11 protein-coding genes and 3 pseudogenes are annotated in these 16,189 nt (G+C 75.3%); 3 read left to right on the top strand and 11 right to left on the bottom strand.

All coding sequences use genetic code 11. The features are described from left to right. Window positions 1-226 precede the first annotated feature (226 nt). The 6 genes and pseudogenes from VSR01_RS20200 to pdhA form a co-directional block, all read right to left on the bottom strand. On the bottom strand, window positions 227-1,753 hold the full coding sequence (locus VSR01_RS20200; protein WP_326450580.1) for a molybdopterin molybdotransferase MoeA: 1,527 nt from the start codon (window positions 1,751-1,753) through the stop codon (window positions 227-229). A gap of 295 nt (window positions 1,754-2,048) precedes the next feature. After that, a pseudogene (locus VSR01_RS20195) lies at window positions 2,049-2,465 on the bottom strand (DUF6457 domain-containing protein); the annotation flags it as partial. A gap of 29 nt (window positions 2,466-2,494) precedes the next feature. After that, window positions 2,495-3,346, bottom strand: a complete 852-nt coding sequence (gene mobA / locus VSR01_RS20190; RefSeq protein ID WP_326450579.1) for a molybdenum cofactor guanylyltransferase — start codon at window positions 3,344-3,346, stop codon at window positions 2,495-2,497. Between the two features lie 179 nt (window positions 3,347-3,525). After that, on the bottom strand, window positions 3,526-5,022 hold the full coding sequence (locus VSR01_RS20185) for a dihydrolipoamide acetyltransferase family protein (RefSeq protein ID WP_326450578.1): 1,497 nt from the start codon (window positions 5,020-5,022) through the stop codon (window positions 3,526-3,528). Further along, entirely contained in the window at window positions 5,022-5,993 is a 972-nt protein-coding gene (locus tag VSR01_RS20180; protein WP_326453730.1) for an alpha-ketoacid dehydrogenase subunit beta, read from the bottom strand. The genes VSR01_RS20185 and VSR01_RS20180 overlap by 1 nt, the downstream gene beginning before the upstream one ends. Before the next feature lie 137 nt (window positions 5,994-6,130). Continuing rightward, window positions 6,131-7,229, bottom strand: a pseudogene (gene pdhA / locus VSR01_RS20175) (pyruvate dehydrogenase (acetyl-transferring) E1 component subunit alpha). 180 nt (window positions 7,230-7,409) lie between these two features. Here pdhA and VSR01_RS20170 point away from each other — a divergent pair. Continuing rightward, complete coding sequence (locus tag VSR01_RS20170; RefSeq protein ID WP_326450577.1) at window positions 7,410-7,901, top strand: Lrp/AsnC family transcriptional regulator; 492 nt, start codon at window positions 7,410-7,412, stop codon at window positions 7,899-7,901. Window positions 7,902-7,926: 25 nt separating this feature from the next. On the opposite strand, the gene VSR01_RS20165 is transcribed toward VSR01_RS20170, so the two are convergent. Both VSR01_RS20165 and VSR01_RS20160 read right to left on the bottom strand, forming a co-directional pair. Further along, window positions 7,927-8,514 (bottom strand): TetR/AcrR family transcriptional regulator, encoded by a 588-nt coding sequence (locus VSR01_RS20165; RefSeq protein ID WP_326450576.1) that lies wholly within the window; start codon window positions 8,512-8,514, stop codon window positions 7,927-7,929. Then, window positions 8,514-10,130, bottom strand: coding sequence for a 3-hydroxyacyl-CoA dehydrogenase (locus VSR01_RS20160; RefSeq protein ID WP_326450575.1), 1,617 nt, complete (start codon window positions 10,128-10,130; stop codon window positions 8,514-8,516). The genes VSR01_RS20165 and VSR01_RS20160 overlap by 1 nt, the downstream gene beginning before the upstream one ends. Window positions 10,131-10,271: 141 nt before the next feature. Here VSR01_RS20160 and paaN point away from each other — a divergent pair. Further along, window positions 10,272-11,947 (top strand): annotated as a pseudogene (gene paaN, locus VSR01_RS20155) (phenylacetic acid degradation protein PaaN). 37 nt (window positions 11,948-11,984) lie between these two features. Here the strand turns inward: paaN and VSR01_RS20150 are convergent. From VSR01_RS20150 to VSR01_RS20140, 3 genes are read right to left on the bottom strand one after another with little or no spacing between them, the layout of a single operon-like run. Continuing rightward, a complete protein-coding gene (locus VSR01_RS20150; RefSeq protein WP_326450574.1) occupies window positions 11,985-12,794 on the bottom strand; it encodes a TrmH family RNA methyltransferase in 810 nt (269 codons plus the stop codon). Between the two features lie 33 nt (window positions 12,795-12,827). Continuing rightward, window positions 12,828-14,246, bottom strand: a complete 1,419-nt coding sequence (locus tag VSR01_RS20145; RefSeq protein WP_442785502.1) for an HTTM domain-containing protein — start codon at window positions 14,244-14,246, stop codon at window positions 12,828-12,830. Continuing rightward, a complete protein-coding gene (locus tag VSR01_RS20140; RefSeq protein ID WP_326450573.1) occupies window positions 14,243-14,917 on the bottom strand; it encodes a DUF5819 family protein in 675 nt (224 codons plus the stop codon). Before VSR01_RS20140 ends, VSR01_RS20145 begins: the two co-directional genes overlap by 4 nt. A gap of 245 nt (window positions 14,918-15,162) precedes the next feature. Here VSR01_RS20140 and paaA point away from each other — a divergent pair, with 245 nt between their 5' ends. Further along, a complete protein-coding gene (paaA, locus tag VSR01_RS20135) occupies window positions 15,163-16,164 on the top strand; it encodes a 1,2-phenylacetyl-CoA epoxidase subunit PaaA (RefSeq protein ID WP_326450572.1) in 1,002 nt (333 codons plus the stop codon). Window positions 16,165-16,189: the final 25 nt, after the last annotated feature.

Below are 16,189 nucleotides of genomic sequence, written 5' to 3'. Positions count from 1 at the left end.
TCGCGGGTCGGGACGTCCCGGGGCGCGGTCTCCCGGGGCGGAGTCTCGCGGGCCGGAGTCTCAGGGGCCGGAGTCTTGTGTGCCGGACTCTCGCGGGTCGCGCTGTCCCGGCGGACGCGGTCCGGGTCCGGGTCCGGGTTCGAACCCGGCTGAAGGTCCCGCCCGGGGCTCGGCCCGGGGTCCCGCTGCGTGTCCCGCTCACGCTCCCCACCTGACGGTTCCTCGCTCACGTGCCGCTCCCCCATGTTGGGCTGAGGGCCGCGGTGTCGAGGACCGCGGTCTCCCGGCCGGCACGGGCGCCGCCCGGCGGGATCACCGCCATGCCGTCCGCCGCGGCCAGGCCGCGCAGCATCGCGGGACCGGTGTAGTGCAGCGGCCGGGCGGCCGACTCCTCGTCGAAGACCACGGGAACGAGCCGGGTGTCCTCGGGGTGGCCGGCCACGTCCTGGGTCAGCGGCGCCGCATACGGGGCGGGCGGCGGGTGCCCGGCCAGCGTCCGCAGCAGCGGCGCGACCAGGGTCAGCACGCCGGAGACCGCCGCGAGCGGATTGCCGGGAAGTCCGACGAGATGACGGGGGTGTTCGGCGGCGGATGCGGGCGGCGGCAGCTCGGCGAGCAGCATGGGGTGGCCGGGGCGTACGGCGACGCCGTCCACCAGCAGCCTCGCGCCGATCGCGGCCAGCACCGGATGGACGTGGTCGACCGGGCCGCCGGCGGTGCCGCCCGTGGTGACCAGGAGGTCGGCGGTGCTGGCGGCGATCGCCCGGCGCAGGGCGTCCTCGTCGTCGACCAGGCGGCGCACGGCGGTCACCTCCGCGCCCAGGCCGCGCAGCCAGGCCGGCAGCATCGGGCCGAGCGCGTCCCGTACCCGGCCGGCGCCCGGCAGCCCGCGGTCGAGCAGTTCGTCGCCGAGGACCAGCACCTCGACGCGCGGCCGGGCGGTGACCGTCAGCTCGTCGTAGCCCGCCGCCGCGGCCAGTCCCAGCACTATCGGCGTCACGATGGTGCCTGCGGGCAGCAGTTCGTCGCCGCCGCGGCACTCCCCGCCGCGCCTGCGCACGTCCTGGCCGGGCTCGGGCGCGGCGTGCGGCGGACGGACCCGCAGCCACTCGCCGTCGGTGCGGCGCTCGGTCAGCCCGTGCTCGCTGCGCAGCACGGCGGTGGTGCCTGCCGGCAGCGCGGCGCCGGTGGCGATAGGGGCGGCGTGGCCGTCGAGCAGCACGTCGGCGGGGCGCTGGCCGGCCAGCACCTCGCCCTTCAGCCGCCACGGCCCGGGACCCGCGAGCGCCCAGCCGTCCATCGCGGAGGAGTCGAACGACGGCAGGTCCGTCAGCGCCACCAGGCCGCGGGCCAGCGCCGCGCCCAACGCCTCGTCGCCCAGCGGGGTCGTACGCGGCGCGAGCCGCCGCCCGGCCTGCCGCGCGATGCGCCGGGCGTCGGCCCAGGGGGTGGCGGCAGTGCTGGAGGCGTCGGCGGTGGGAGCGCGGCCGGAGGCAGGGGCGGGGGCGGGGGCGGCAGGGGCAGGGGCAGGGGCGGCAGGGGCGCCGCCGGTGGGGGGCTCGTTGTCGCCACGGGCCTGGTCGGAGCGCGCGTTGTCGGTGCGGGAGTGGTCGGTGCGCGCGTGGGTCTCGTCGTCGCCGGTCGGACGTCCGGGGTCTCCCGCGGCCGCGGGGTCGTCGGACAGGCCGAGCGCGACGGCCAAGGGGTCGTTGGGGGCGACCTGGCGGAGCGCGTGCGATGCCGAGGTGTGCACGCCGGGCCGGGTGGGCTGGGCGGGCTGGGCGGAGCTGCCGGGCCGGGCGGAGCTGCCGGCCCGGCGGAGTTGCCGGGCCGGGCGGAGGTCCGTTCGCGGGGGTCCTGGGCCCGTGCGCCGGGCTGTCCGCGGAGGGCGTCCGGCACGTGGCCCCGGCCCGGGTCCTGCTCCTCGTCCGCCGCCAGGTCGAAGGCGACGGACAACGGGTCGCCCGGGCGGTGGGCGCGGCGCGGTTCGTTGGCGAGGGCGAGCGCGTCGTCGAGGGCGCGGTCGGCCGCGTCGCCGCCTTGGGCGGTCATTGCGCGGGTTCCGCTTCCGCGCCGCCGCCGCGCCGATCGCGGTCGGCGCCGCCGCTGCCTCCGCCGCTGCCGCCGCCGGTGCTGGTGCGGTCGGTACGGTCGGCGCCGTCGCCGCCTGCCGCGCCGCCGGACTGCTCGGGCTGCTCGGACTCCCCGGACTGCTCGGACTCCTCGGCCCAGCTCCGGGCCAGCGCCGCGGCCTTGAGCGCCGCGTCCCGTACGGCGTCGGGTCCGCCGCCCGCGTGCGCCGCCGCGTAGCCGACCAGGAACGTGGTCAGCGGTGCCGCGGGGCGGGCCACGCCGTGCGCGGCGTCACGGGCGAGGTCGAGCAGGACGCCGGTGTCGACGTCCAGGTCGATGCCCAGTTCGGTCTTGGCTGCTGCGATCCATTCGTCCAACACAAGGCCATCGTCCCCGATCCGGGGCCCGCGCAGGGACAGGCTCACCCCGCCGATTCGCCGCCGGTTTCCCGGTGCGGCTGCGTGCCGGGTCCCCCGTGCGGCTCGGCGTGGGGCTCCGCGTGTGGCTCCGTGCCGAGGCGTGCCCGCGCCGCGGCCACGTCCTCCCAGGTGTCGCAGTCGAACGACGCGTCGCCGGTCGGGTCGGCGATCCTGCGCAACGTCAACTCGCCGGTGAGCAGCCGCAACGGCAACCCCGTCAGGCTCCCGTGCTCGGCGCCGAGCAGGGCGAGTTCGCGGCGCAACGGCTCGACACGATAAGCCGCGGCCAGGGGCTGGTCCCGCCCGTTCGCGTCCACGAGCATCACGCCGTCCCATTCCTGCTCGTGCCGTCGCGCGGGCGCGGGCCCGGGCTCTGCGGGCCCGGGCTCTGCGGGCCCGGGCTCTGCGGGCCGAGGTTCCGCGACCCGCGGTACGGACCCGGTGCCGGCGCCGTACCCGGTGCCGGCACCGTCCCCGTCGAGCGCGTCGTGCGCGTCGAGCGCCCCGAGCAGCGCGTCGGTCGCGGCCCGTGTCAGGAACGGCAGGTCGGCCGCGAGCACGAGCACCACCGCGGGCGCCGCCCCGAGCGCGGCGTCCGCGGTGGGCAACGCGGCGAGGCCGGCGGCGAGCGCGGGCAGCGGGCCGCCGCCCGCGGGCGCTTCGCGGGTCCACCGCACCGGCCGTACGGTGGGCCGGCGCGGACCGACGACGACGGTGGCCCGCGCCCCCGCGCACGCGGCCAGCACCCGGTCGAGCAGCCGCTGCCCGCCGACCGTGAGCGCGGGCTTGTCCGCGCCTCCCAGCCGCCGCGCCGCGCCACCGGCCGGCACCACCGCGTCGTACCTCGTCGTCATCCCGCGAGTATCCCCCCACCCGCCCGCCGCACTCCCGAGGCCGCCCGGCGCCCGCGGCGCGCCCGCACGCCCGCGGCACGTCCCGGTGCGACCGCGCGGCGGCCGAGCGGCGACCGAGCGGCGGCGGCACGCCGGCGGCACGGCGGCGCGGAGCCGTCGCCGCGGCCGGGACGCGACGGTCACACCGTCGCGAGCAGCACCGCCGGGTTCTCGACGCAGTCCGCGACGAACCGGAGGAAGCCTCCCGCGGTGCCGCCGTCGCACACCCGGTGGTCGAAGGTGAACGACAGCTGCACGACCTGCCGCACCGCCAGCTCGCCTTCGTGCACCCAGGGCTTGGGGGCAATCCGGCCGACCCCGAGCATCGCGGCCTCCGGGTGGTTGAGGATCGGCGTCGAGCCGTCCACGCCGAACACCCCGTAGTTGTTCAGCGTGATCGTCCCGCCGGTCAGCTCCGCCGGCGTGAGCGTCCCGGCCCTGGCCGCCTCGGTGAGCCGGCGCAGCTCCGCCGACAGTCCCGCCGTGGTCCGGGTGTGCGCGTCGCGGACGACGGGCACGACCAGGCCGCGGTCGGTCTGCGCGGCGAAGCCGAGGTGCACGGCCGGCAGGCGTACGATCTCGCCGCGCTCGGTGTCCACCGTGGCGTTCAGCTCCGGGTGGCGGGCCAGCGCCGCCGTGACGATCCGGGCGAACAGCGCGGCCACCGATATCGGTTCGGTGTTCGCGGCGCGGCCGGCCGCGTTCATCGCCGCGCGCACCGCGAGCAGCTCGGTGGCGTCGGCGTCCACCCAGCAGGTGGCGTCGGGGATCTCGCGGCGGCTGCGGGCCAGCTTCTCCGCCACGGCGCCCCTGATGCCGCGCAGCGGGATTCGCTCCTCCCCGCCCGTGGCGGCGGCGGCCGGCGCGGGTGCGGGCGTCCGCGCCGCGGCCGGGGCGGCCGTCTCCTGCCGCGCGGCGGTGGCCGCGCCGGAGATCGCGCGCTCGACGTCGGTCCGCAGGATCAGCCCGTCCGGGCCCGACCCGGTCAGCGCCCGCAGGTCCAGGCCGTGTTCGCGGGCGATCCGGCGCACCAGGGGCGAGATCACCGCCACCGGCCCGGCCGCGACCGCGGGCGCCGCGGTGACCGGGCCGTCCACGGCCGCCGTGGCCGTGGCGGCATGGGCGGCGTGTGCGTCGACCGCCTGCGCGTCGGCCGCGCGCGTGCTGTCCGTGCGCGTGCTGTCCGTGCGCGTGGTGACCGTCGCCGGATCGGCCGGCCCCGCGTCTCCCGTTCCCGCGTCGACCGACCCCGCGTCTGCCGCGTCGACCGTGTGCGCGACGGCCGCGCCGACCGCCCGCACCCGGGCGCGCCGCCGCGTCGTCGCCGGACCGGTGCCGTAGCCGACCAGCACATTGCCGGAGCCCTCGTCGGCGGTCCGCGTCCCGTCGCCGGAGCCGACCGCGACCGTCACCAGCGGGCGGCCCACCGCCAGGGTGTCGCCCTCCTCGCCGAAGCGCGCGGTGACCACGCCGCCGTACGGACAGGGCACCTCCACCACGGCCTTGGCGGTCTCCACCTCGACCACCGGCTGGTCCACCGCGACGACCTCGCCGACCTCGACGAGCCAGCGGACGATCTCCGCCTCGGTGAGGCCCTCGCCGAGGTCCGGCAGCGTGAACTCCTTGACGACGGCCATCACCCCTCCTCCCACTGGAGCCGCCCGACGGCGTCCAGGATGCGGTCGACGCCGGGGAGGTGGTGCTTCTCCAGCATCGGCGGCGGATAGGGGATGTCGAACCCGGCGACGCGCAGCACCGGCGCCTCCAGGTGGTGGAAGCAGCGCTCGGTGATCCGGGCCGCGATCTCGGCGCCCGCGCCGCCGAATCCCGACGACTCGTGGACGACCACCGCGCGCCCGGTGCCGCGCACCGCCGCGGCCACCGTGTCCTCGTCGAACGGGACCAGGCTGCGCAGGTCCACCACGCCGAGGTCCCAGCCCTCCTCCTTGGCCGCCTCGGCCGCCTCCAGGCACACCGGCACCGAGGGGCCGTAGCTGACGAGGGTGGCGGTGCGGCCCTCGCGGCGCACCGCGGCCCGGCCGATCGGGGCGACCTCGGCGGGCTGCTGCGGCGACCAGTCGGCCTTGGACCAGTACAGCCGCTTGGGTTCGAGGAAGACCACCGGGTCGTCGGAGGCGATGGCCGCGCGCAGCATCCCGTAGGCGTCCTCGACGGTCGCGGGGGTGACGACGTGGAGGCCCGGGGTGTGCAGGTAGTACGCCTCCGAGGAGTCGCTGTGGTGCTCGACGCCCCCGATGCCGCCGCCGTAGGGGATGCGCACGGTGATGGGCAGCGGCAGCGCGCCCCTGGTGCGGTTGCGCATCCGGGCCACATGGCTGACGAGCTGCTCGAACGCCGGGTAGGCGAAGGCGTCGAACTGCATCTCCACGACCGGCCGCAGCCCGTACATGGCCATGCCGACGGCGGCGCCGAGGATGCCGGCCTCGGCGAGCGGGGTGTCGGTGCAGCGGGTGTCGCCGAACTCCGCGGCCAGCCCGTCGGTGATCCGGAAGACGCCGCCGAGGGTGCCGACGTCCTCGCCGAGCACGTGGACGGACGGGTCGGCGGCCAGGGCGTCCCGCAGCGCCTGGTTCAGCGCCTGCGCCATGGTGGCGGGCTTGCGCGCGCCGGCGTCCCGGGCGCGCCCGGCGCCGGGGGCGGGCGCGGGCCCGGGAGATGTCCCGGCGGACGCCGCGCTGGACGTGGACGTCGCGGTGGACGCCGCGCTGGAGGGGGAGGCAGGCGTCATGACCGGTGCTCCGCTTCCAGTTCGGCCAGCAGCTGGGCGCGCTGCTCGCGCAGCTGGGGCGTGGGCTCGGCGTAGACGTGGGCGAACAGGTCCATCGGGTCCGGCTCGGGCGCCGTGTGCATCCGCTCGCGCAGGTCCGCGGCCAGTTGCTCGGCCTCCTGTGCGGCGGTGTGCCGCAGTGCGTCGTCCAGCAGGCCGCGGTCGTCCAGCGCCCGCTCCAGCACGGTGACGGGGTCGTGCGCGCGCCAGGCGGCCACCTCGTCGTCGGCGCGGTAGCGGGTGGCGTCATCGGCGTTGGTGTGGGCGTCGATCCGGTAGGTGACGGCTTCCACCAGCGTGGGGCCGCCGCCGGCGCGGGCGCGGTCCACCGCCTCGGTGAGCACCTGGTGCATCGCCGCCGCGTCGTTCCCGTCCACCAGGCGGCCCGGCATGCCGTAGCCCACGGCCTTGTGGGCGAAGCTGGGCGCGGCGGTCTGCTTGGCCAGCGGCACGGAGATGGCGAACCCGTTGTTCTGCACCAGGAAGACCACCGGCGCCTGCCAGACGGCCGCGAAGTTCAGCGCCTCGTGGAAGTCGCCCTCGCTGGTGCCGCCGTCGCCGACCATGGCGAGCGCGGCCACGTCGTCGCCGCTGAGCCGGGCGGCGTGGGCGAGCCCCACCGCGTGCGGGAGCTGGGTGGCCAGCGGGGTGCTCAGCGGGGCGACGCGGCTGGCCCTGGGGTCGTAGCCGGTGTGCCAGTCGCCGCGCAGCAGGGTGAGCGCCTGGACCGGGTCGACGCCGCGGGCGACCACCGCGAGCGTGTCGCGGTAGCTGGGGAAGAGCCAGTCCTGCGGGCGCAGGGCGAGCGCGGCGGCGACCTCGCACGCCTCCTGGCCGGTGCTCGACGGGTAGACCGCGAGCCGGCCCTGCTTGGTGAGCGCGGTGGCCTGCTGGTTGTAGCGGCGGCCGCGCACCAGGTGTCCATACAGCGTGCGCAGCAGCGCGGCGTCCAGGCCAGGCGGCGGGGGTGCCGAGCAGCCGGTACGGCTCCTGGTCGGGCAGCAGCGGCGCGGCATCGGTGCGGGGGCGCCAAGCAGGGGTGTCCAGCACGGTCATCGCGAGCACCTCCTCGGGATCGGTGACCGTCATCGGTCGGGCGTGAGCGGGTTCCGCTCTCCCAACCGATTGTTCGGTCGCCGGAGGCATTTTGGCTACGGGGTGGTTTCGCCTGTGGACAAACGGTTCTGCACAGCCTGAGATGGAGCCAGTACGTCCATGGTAGGGAGCCCCCGGGGGATGGCGAGCGAACAGATGGCCCGAGATGACACCGACGACGCGGCGGTCCGACCTCTGGACCCGATCGACCGCACGATCCTGCGGCTGCTGCAAGAGGACGGACGCGCCTCGATACGCTCCGTGGCCGAGCGCGTACATGTGTCGCGGGCGAACGCCTACGCCCGCATCAACCGGCTGATCGACGACGGGATCATCCGAGGATTCACCGCTCGGGTGGACCACGAACGCGCCGGCCACGGCGCCTCGGCGTACATCACGCTCAAGATCGTCCAGAACTCGTGGCGGACCGTCCGGGAGAAACTCGTCACTCTTCCGGGTGTCGTCCACATCGCACTGGTGAGCGGCGACTTCGACGTGCTGCTGCTCGTGCACACGGTCGACAACCGCAGCCTGCGCGAGCTGGTGCTGACCCGGCTGCAGGCCATCGAGGAGGTGCTGAGCAGCCGCACGCTGCTGGTCTTCGAGGAGACCGACCTCGTGCTCGGCGACTGAGCCGGAGCCCGGCGGCCTCGCGGCGCTACCTGCGCAGGCCGTCGAACGCCAGCCGGACCACGGCCTCGGTCACCTGCTCCCCGGTCGCCGCCCCGCGGCCGTCCGGGCGGTACCACTCCACCAGCGAGTTGATCATCCCGAACAGCAGCCGGGTGGCCAGCCGCGGTTCCACGTCGCCGCGCAGGTCGCCCTCGGCGACCGCGGCCTTGACCAGCCCCGAGACGCGCTGGTCGAACTCCCTGCGGCGTTCCATCGCCCAGCGCTCGGTCCTGGTGTTGCCGCGCACCCGCAGCAGCAACGTCACGTAGGGCAGCTCGTCCATCAGCACCTCGGTCATCCGCCGGGTGACGTGCTCCAGCCGCTCGACCGCGCGCCCGTCGACCGACCCGCGTTCCTCCAGGATGCCGAAGAGCCCGTCCAGGGCACGGCCGACCGCCCGGTTGAGCAGCTCTTCCTTGCTCTTGACGTGGTGGTAGATCGAGGACTTGGAGATGCCCGCGGCGCGCGAGAGGTGCTCCATGGACGTGCCGTCGTATCCGCGCTCGTTGAAGACCGCCACGGCCACGGCGAGCAGCGAGTCCGGCGTGTAGGTGTCGCGCTTGGGCATGGTCATCAGGAGATCACACCACCGGTCCGCGCGTACGCCCTGCGGCGCAGCTCGGGGCAGGGCGCGTAGCGGCCGGTGGGGTACCAGGCGTGGAGGTTCTCCAGCAGCGCGCACACATAGGGCGCCGACAGCGCCTCGCCCCAGGCCAGCGGGCCCAGCGGGTAGTTGACGCCCAGGCGCATCGCGGTGTCGATGTCCTCCGGGGACGCCACCTCCCGGGCGACCGCGTCCACCGCCAGGTCCACCAGCATCGCCACGGTCCGTGCCACCACCATGCCCGGCACGTCCCTGATGACGCTGACCTCCTTGCCCATCGCCTGGAACAGCCCCGTCGCCTCCTCGACCGCCGCGGCGTGCACCCCGGGCGACGGCGCGATGCCGATCCTGTCCGCCGTGCGGTAGTCCAGCGCCAGGTCGAAGGAGACGACCGGCGCGCGGTGCGGACCCGCGTCGGCCAGCCGCAGCGGGGTCCCGGAGGGCAGGACGAGTGCGCCCGGCTCCCGGCCCCGCCACGGACCGGCTCCGGCGTCCTCGCCGTTCCGCGCCACGTCCCCGCGCACCTCGTCCCCGCGCACCGCGTCCCCGCGCGCCTCGTCCCGGCGCACCTCGACGCCGGCCTCCTCGGCGAGCGCCGCCAGAGCGCGCGCGGGCCCCAGGTCGCCGCGGACGGCGACGAACCGCGGCGGCAGCGCGGGCTCCGCCGTGTGCGGCTCGGGGACCGGCTCGCCGCCGGTCCCGCCGCTCCCGCCCGCCCCGCCCTCGTAGGGGAACCAGCCGCGGCCGGTCTTGCGGCCCAGCCGCCCGGACTCCACCAGGCGGCGCTGGGCCAGCGACGGGGTGAACTTCGGGTCGCGGAAGAAGGCCTCCCACACCGAGCGGGTCACCGCCTCGTTGACGTCCTGTCCGATCAGGTCCATCAGCGCGAACGGGCCCATGGCGAAGCCGCCGCTGCCGGTGAGCAGGGCGTCGACGGTGGCCGGGTCGGCGGCGCGCTCCTCGTAGACGCGCAGCGCCTCGGCGTAAAAGGGGCGGGCGACGCGGTTGACCACGAAGCCGGGGGTGTCGGTGCACCGCACCGGGGTCTTGCCCCAGGCCGCGGCGGTGGCGTGCGCGGTCGCCACGGCCGCGGGGTCGCTCGCGGCCCCGGCGACGACCTCGACCAGCGGCATCAGCGGCGCCGGGTTGAAGAAGTGCATCCCGACCAGCCGTCCTGGCCGGCGCAGCGACCCGGCGACCGCGGTCACCGACAGGGAGGAGGTGTTGGTGGCCAGCAAGCAGTCCGCCGCGACGGTCTCCTCCAGGTCGGCGAACAGCCGCTGCTTGACCGCGAGGTCCTCGACCACCGCCTCGACCACCAGGCCCGCGCCCGCCAGTTCGGCCGGTTCCCGCGCCGCGCCGAGCCGGGCCAGCGCCGCCTTGTGCCCGTCCGGGGTCAGCCGGCCCTTGGCGACCAGCCGGTCCAGCCGGCCGCCGACGCCGTCGACCGCGGCCACCGCCCGGCCCGGCGCCGCGTCGTGCAGCAGCACGCGGTGGCCGGCGAGCAGCGCGACCTGCGCGATTCCCTGTCCCATGGTGCCGGCGCCGACGACGGCCACGGTGCGGGTGTTGTCCAGTGCGGTCACGGGCGCGGTCTCCTGACGTCGGCGGTGACGGAAGTTTTCCACAGGCCGGGAACGCTCCCTTGTCCCGACCGAACATTCGGTTAATCTAGCGGTGTTCCCACTTTCCCACCGTCCCGCCCAGCTCGACGAGGAGTTGGTCCCATGTCCGCCGATCTGTCTTCCGTGCTCCTGATCGAACGCCATCGCGGCACCCTCGACAAGGCGCTCGAGGCCATCAGGACGCGCGATTACTGGTCGCCCCACGCCGAGCACCCCAAGGCGTATGCGAACGCCGAGGAGGGCAAGGCCGCCTTCGAGGCGCTGCTCGGCGCCCGCTTCGCCCTGGACCAGCCGGGCACCGACGGATGGACCGGCGCCGAGCGCTCGCCCTACGGCATCGAGCTGGGCGTGGAGTACCCGCACCCGGACCCGGACGTGCTGCTGCCGGCGATGCGCGCCGGGATGGCGGCGTGGCGGGACGCGGGCCCCGAGGCGCGCGCCATGGTCTGCCTGGAGATCCTCTCCCGGATCAACACGCGCACCCACGAGTTCGCGCACGCGGTGATGCACACCTCCGGCCAGGCGTTCACCATGGCGTTCCAGGCCGGCGGCCCGCACGCGCAGGACCGCGCCCTGGAGGCGGTGGCGTACGCGTACGTCGAGCAGGTCCGCACCCCCGAGACGGCGGAGTGGACCAAGCCGCAGGGCAAGCGCGACCCCCTGGTGCTGCGCACGTCGTTCACCGCGGTGCCGCGCGGCATCGGCCTGGTGATCGGCTGCAACACCTTCCCGACCTGGAACGGCTACCCGGGCCTGTTCGCCTCGCTGGCCACCGGGAACGCGGTGCTGGTCAAACCGCACCCGCGGGCCGTGCTGCCGCTCGCCCTCACCGTCCGGGTGGCCCGCGAGGTCCTCGCCGAGGCCGGCTTCTCCCCGACCTGGTGTGCCTGGCCGCGGAGCGTCCCGGCGAGGGCCTGGCCAAGACCCTCGCGCTGCGCCCCGAGGTCAAGGTCATCGACTACACGGGATCGACCGCCTTCGGGGACTGGCTGGAGGCCAACGCCCGGCAGGCGCAGGTGTTCACCGAGAAGGCCGGGGTCAACACGGTGGTCGTGGACTCCACCGACGACTACCGCGGCATGCTCGCCAACCTCGCCTTCTCCCTGTCGCTCTACAGCGGCCAGATGTGCACCACCCCGCAGAACCTCCTCATCCCCCGCGACGGCATCACCACCGACGCCGGCCCGCGCTCCTACGACGAGGTGGTCGCCGATCTGGCCGCCGCCGTCGACGGGCTGCTCGGTGACGACGCCAGGGCCAACGCCCTGCTGGGCGCCCTGGTCAACCCCGAGGTGAAGGCGCGGCTGGAGGCGGCCCCGGGGCTCGGCGAGGTCGCCCTCGCCTCCCGCGCGGTCGCCCACCCGGACTTCCCCGACGCGGTGGTGCGCACCCCGGCGCTGGTGAAGCTGGACGGCGCCAAGCCCGACGCGGAGGCGGCCTACATGTCGGAGTGCTTCGGTCCGGTGGCGTTCGCCGTCGCCGTGGACTCCACCGACGAGGCGCTGAAGCTGCTGCGCCGCACGGTGCGGGAGAAGGGCGCGATGACGGTCGCCGGGTACACCACCTCGCCCGAGGTGGAGCGCGGCCTTGAGGAGGTGTGCTGGGAGGAGAGCGCCCAGCTCTCGCTGAACCTGACCGGCGGGGTCTACGTCAACCAGACCGCGGCGTTCTCCGACTTCCACGGCTCCGGCGGCAACCCGGCGGCCAACGCGGCGCTGTGCGACGGCGCGTTCGTCGCGTCCCGCTTCAGGATCGTGGAGGTGCGCCGCCCGGTCTGAGCCCGCGGGACACGCCCGCCCGGCCCGTCGCGGCGGTTCAGGGCGCGGCCGGGACCAGCGGGGAGCGGGACGTGGCGGCCCAGTGGTAGAGCGTCATGCCCACGCTGGTGGCGAGGTTGTAGCTGGAGACCTGCGGCCGCATCGGCAGCGCCACCAGCGCGTCGGCCCGCCCGCGCAGTTCCTCGCCGACGCCGTGCCGCTCCGAGCCGAAGACGATCAGCGCGTCGTCGGGCAGCCCGACGGCCCGGATGTCGGCTCCCTCGGGGTCCAGGACGACCAGCGGCCCCGGCGGCAGGCGGTCGGCCGACGCGCGCTCCACGGCGGTCGCGTAGTGCAGCCCGGCGCCGGAGCGCACGGCGTTGGGGTGCCAGGGGTCCAGGTCGCCGGTGGTGAGGACGCCGGTGACGCCGAAGCCGGCGGCGAGCCGGACCACGGCGCCGACGTTGCCGAGGTTGCGCGGCTGGTCCAGGACCACGATCGGCGCCTGCCGCGGGACGCGGGCCAGCGCGTCGAGGTTGGCGGCGCGGGAGCGGCGGCCGGCCAGGGCGGCGACGCCGGTGGGATGCGGCCGGGGCACCAGCTCGCGCAGCGCCGCGGCCGGCAGCTCGGCGAGCCGCGCGTCCAGCTCGGCGGTCAGGTCGGGAGCGAGGTCGGCGGCCAGCGCCAGGGCGGCGGCCCGGTCCGAGGTGGCCGCCGCGCGGATGTCGGCGTTGAAGCGCAGCGCGTGCTTGAGGGCGTGGAAGCCGTCCAGCAGCACCGCGTCCGGCGCCGCTGCCGCCGCGCGCCAGCGGCGTACCGCCTCCTCGGCGGGCGGTGCGGGGCGGGCGGCGGCCTGCTGGTCGGTCATGGCGCCAGCCTACGGTCGCCGCCCCGCCCGGCGTCAGGCCACGGCGTTGGGCGGCGGCGCGCCGACCGCGGGCTCCGCCTCCGTCGCGGCGGCGGCCTCCACCTCCCCGGAGTGCCGGGCCGTCGCAGGCGTCCGGTCCCTCCCTCCGACCAGGCCGACCACGCGCCGGCCGAGCCAGCGCAGGAAGCCCGTGGGCAGGAACACCGCGTCCGCGGCGATCATGGCGAGCGAGAAGAACGGCAGGCCGAGCACGATCGCGATGGAGGCGTGCTCGACCATCATGCAGGCCAGCAGCACGTTCTTGACCCGGCGGTTGAACAGGGTGAAGGGGAAGGCGACCTGGACGATGACGGTGCCGTAGGTGATGAGCATGACCATCACGTCGTTGCCGGCCAGCGCGTGGGAGAGGGCCGGCCAGGGCGTGAAGTCGTCCAGGTGCAGGGGGTAGTACAGCGCGGTGCCGTCCTGCCAGCGGCTGCCCTGGATCTTGTACCAGCCGGCGGTGGAGTAGATCAGGCACACCTCGACGACGATCACCAGCATCGCGCCGTTGTGCACGATGTTGCCGATGACCTGCAGGAGGGTGCGCGGCTCGCCCGGCGCGTAGCGGCGCACCGCCCACCACAGGGCCTGGCCCAGCCAGCAGCCCCAGAAGATCAGTCCCCAGCCCTCGGTGAGCTTGCCGGCCAGGGTCGCGGCGGTCAGGGCGGCGCCGAGCACCGCCCACAGGCCGATGCCGACCGGGTCGAGGTCGGCTGCCGCGGTCCGGCCGCCGGCCCCGGTCGGTACGGGCGCGCCGGTGTCCGTCGCGTCCGGTTCTGCGGCCTTCTCCGCCGCCGCGGTCTCCTCCGCCGCAACGGCGCCCTCCGGCGGCTCGGAGGCCGCGGCCTCGCGGGCCGCCGTGCGGGCCGCGCGCCGGTGGTCGAGCGACCAGACCTGCCCGCAGCGGGTGAAGGCCAGGTAGATCGCCATGATGTGGATGACGTTGTCGCCGCCGTCGCCCATGAAGACGTTGCGGTTCTGCAGCGAGAGCACGCCGATCATGAACAGCAGCGCGGCGGTGCGGGTGCGCCAGCCGACCAGCAGCGCCACGGCGGACACGATCGCCACCGCGTAGACCAGCTCGAACCAGGCGCGGCCGTCGTTCCACAGCAGCACCGTGAACGCGTGGTTGCCGGCGATCAGGCGGCGCGCCAGGTCCAGCCCCCAGGGGCTGTCCGGGCCGTACAGCTCGTCGCGGTGCGGGAACTCCCGCAACAGGAAGATCAGCTGGGTCAGCGCGAGGCCGATCCGGACGATCGCGATCTGGTACGGGGCGACGGCGGTGCCGGTGACGCGGGCCAGGCCGCGCGAGAGGGAGCGGTCGATGCCGGCGCTCCAGGTCGCGAACGGGGTCTGTCCCCCGGCGGGCGCGGCGCGGTCGTCGGCCAGGTGGCTGTGGGGGGCGCTCACGAGGCGTTCTCCTGCGGCGAGGCCGTGGCGGTGCGGGTGTCGACCGGCCACCACGGCAGCTGACGGTACTGGGTGCTGGTGCTGTTGGGTCCGGCGATCCACGTCGGCTGGGGGACGGGCGTGGTCGCGGCGCGCAGCTGCACGCGCGTGACGACTCCGCCGTCGAGGTGGGTGCCGAACCGACGCTCGACGATCCTCAGCAGGTAGCTGCGGCTCAGGTCGCTGCGGTCGCCGCCGGTGGCCTGCTCCTGCGCGTCGTGGGTGTCGGTGTAGAAGCCCCAGGCGCGGCGCAGCTCGTTCTGCTGGCTGTGGCTGGGCACCGGGTCGTGCCGCATCGCGGCGATGTCCTGGCCGGTGAGGTCCACCCAGCCGGTGGTCTCGGTGGCGCCGGCCGCCTTGCTGACCTCGGCGCGGGCCTGGACGTGGATGTTCTGCTGCAACGGGTCCGGGGCGAACAGCTTCCAGTTCTGCTCGAACTCCGGATAGATGTAGTCGCTGACCGCGGTGGCGTGCTCCTTGCTGAGCGTGTTCGACGGCGCGACGTGCAGAAACACCATGGCCAGGTGGTAGAGGGCGGCGACGGTGACCGCTCCCACCGTCACCGCCACCACTATGCGTGCCGGCAACGACAGCGCGGCCACCCGCGCGGGCGGTTCATCCAACGGGTCCATGCACTCCGCCTCCCCTGTTCCCCAACCCCGCGCCCGCGCGTCCCGGCCGGGACGCTGACGCGAGCACGCTACCCACCGAGGCGGGGCGGTGACCATACCGAGTTATCCACAGCCTCGGGAATGGCTTGACACCCCATCGCGCGCCCTTGACCATGGAATTACCGAACGATCGGTCGGTCGGCTGGAGCGCCGGCCGGACATCGGTCGGCACACCACCTGACCAGAGGGCGATCGAGGAGGCTCCGATGACGACGACGGCCGAGCCCGCGGCGGGCGCCGGGCGGCAGACCGCGCCCTCCGGCCCGCCCGGGGACGCCCCCGGCGAGCTGGCCGCGGCCTTCGACGCGGCGGTGGCGGCGGACCTGCGGATCGAGCCCCGCGACTGGATGCCGGACGCCTACCGCGCGACGCTCGTCCGGCAGATGGCCCAGCACGCCCACTCCGAGATCATCGGCATGCAGCCGGAGGCCAACTGGATCACCCGCGCGCCCTCGCTGCGCCGCAAGGCGATTTTGATGGCCAAGGTCCAGGACGAGGCGGGCCACGGCCTGTATCTCTACAGCGCCACCGAGACGCTCGGCGTCAGCCGGGACGAGCTGCTCGACAAGCTGCACGCCGGCCGTCAGCGCTACTCCTCGATCTTCAACTACCCCACCTTGACCTGGGCGGACGTCGGCGCGATCGGCTGGTTGGTGGACGGCGCGGCGATCACCAACCAGGTCCCGCTGTGCCGCTGCTCCTACGGCCCCTACGCCCGGGCCATGGTGCGCATCTGCAAGGAGGAGTCCTTCCACCAGCGGCAGGGGTACGAACTGCTGCTCGCGCTCAGCCGCGGCACCCCCGCCCAGCACGCGATGGCGCAGGACGCGGTGAACCGCTGGTGGTGGCCGTCCCTGATGATGTTCGGCCCGCCGGACGAGGAGTCCGCCCACTCCGCCCGGTCCATGGCCTGGAAGATCAAGCGCCACTCCAACGACGAGCTGCGCCAGCGCTTCGTGGACATATGCGTCCCGCAGGCCGAGGTGCTCGGTCTCACCCTGCCCGACCCCGACCTGGCGTGGAACGAGGAACGGCAGGCGTACGACTACGGGCCGATCGACTGGAGCGAGTTCCAGGAGGTGCTGCGCGGCAACGGCCCGTGCAACGAGGAACGGCTCGACCGCCGCAGGTCCGCGCATGAGAACGGCGCATGGGTACGGGAAGCGGCCGCCGCCTACGCGGCCAAGCACGAGGAGGCAGGCGCATGAGCGGGGAGTCCGGCGGCACCCGGCC

This window comes from Actinacidiphila sp. DG2A-62 (assembly GCF_035825295.1).
Taxonomy (GTDB): domain Bacteria; phylum Actinomycetota; class Actinomycetes; order Streptomycetales; family Streptomycetaceae; genus Actinacidiphila.
The sequence above is the reverse complement of the archived record's forward strand: the minus strand, read 5'-3'. Positions and strand labels throughout refer to the sequence as shown.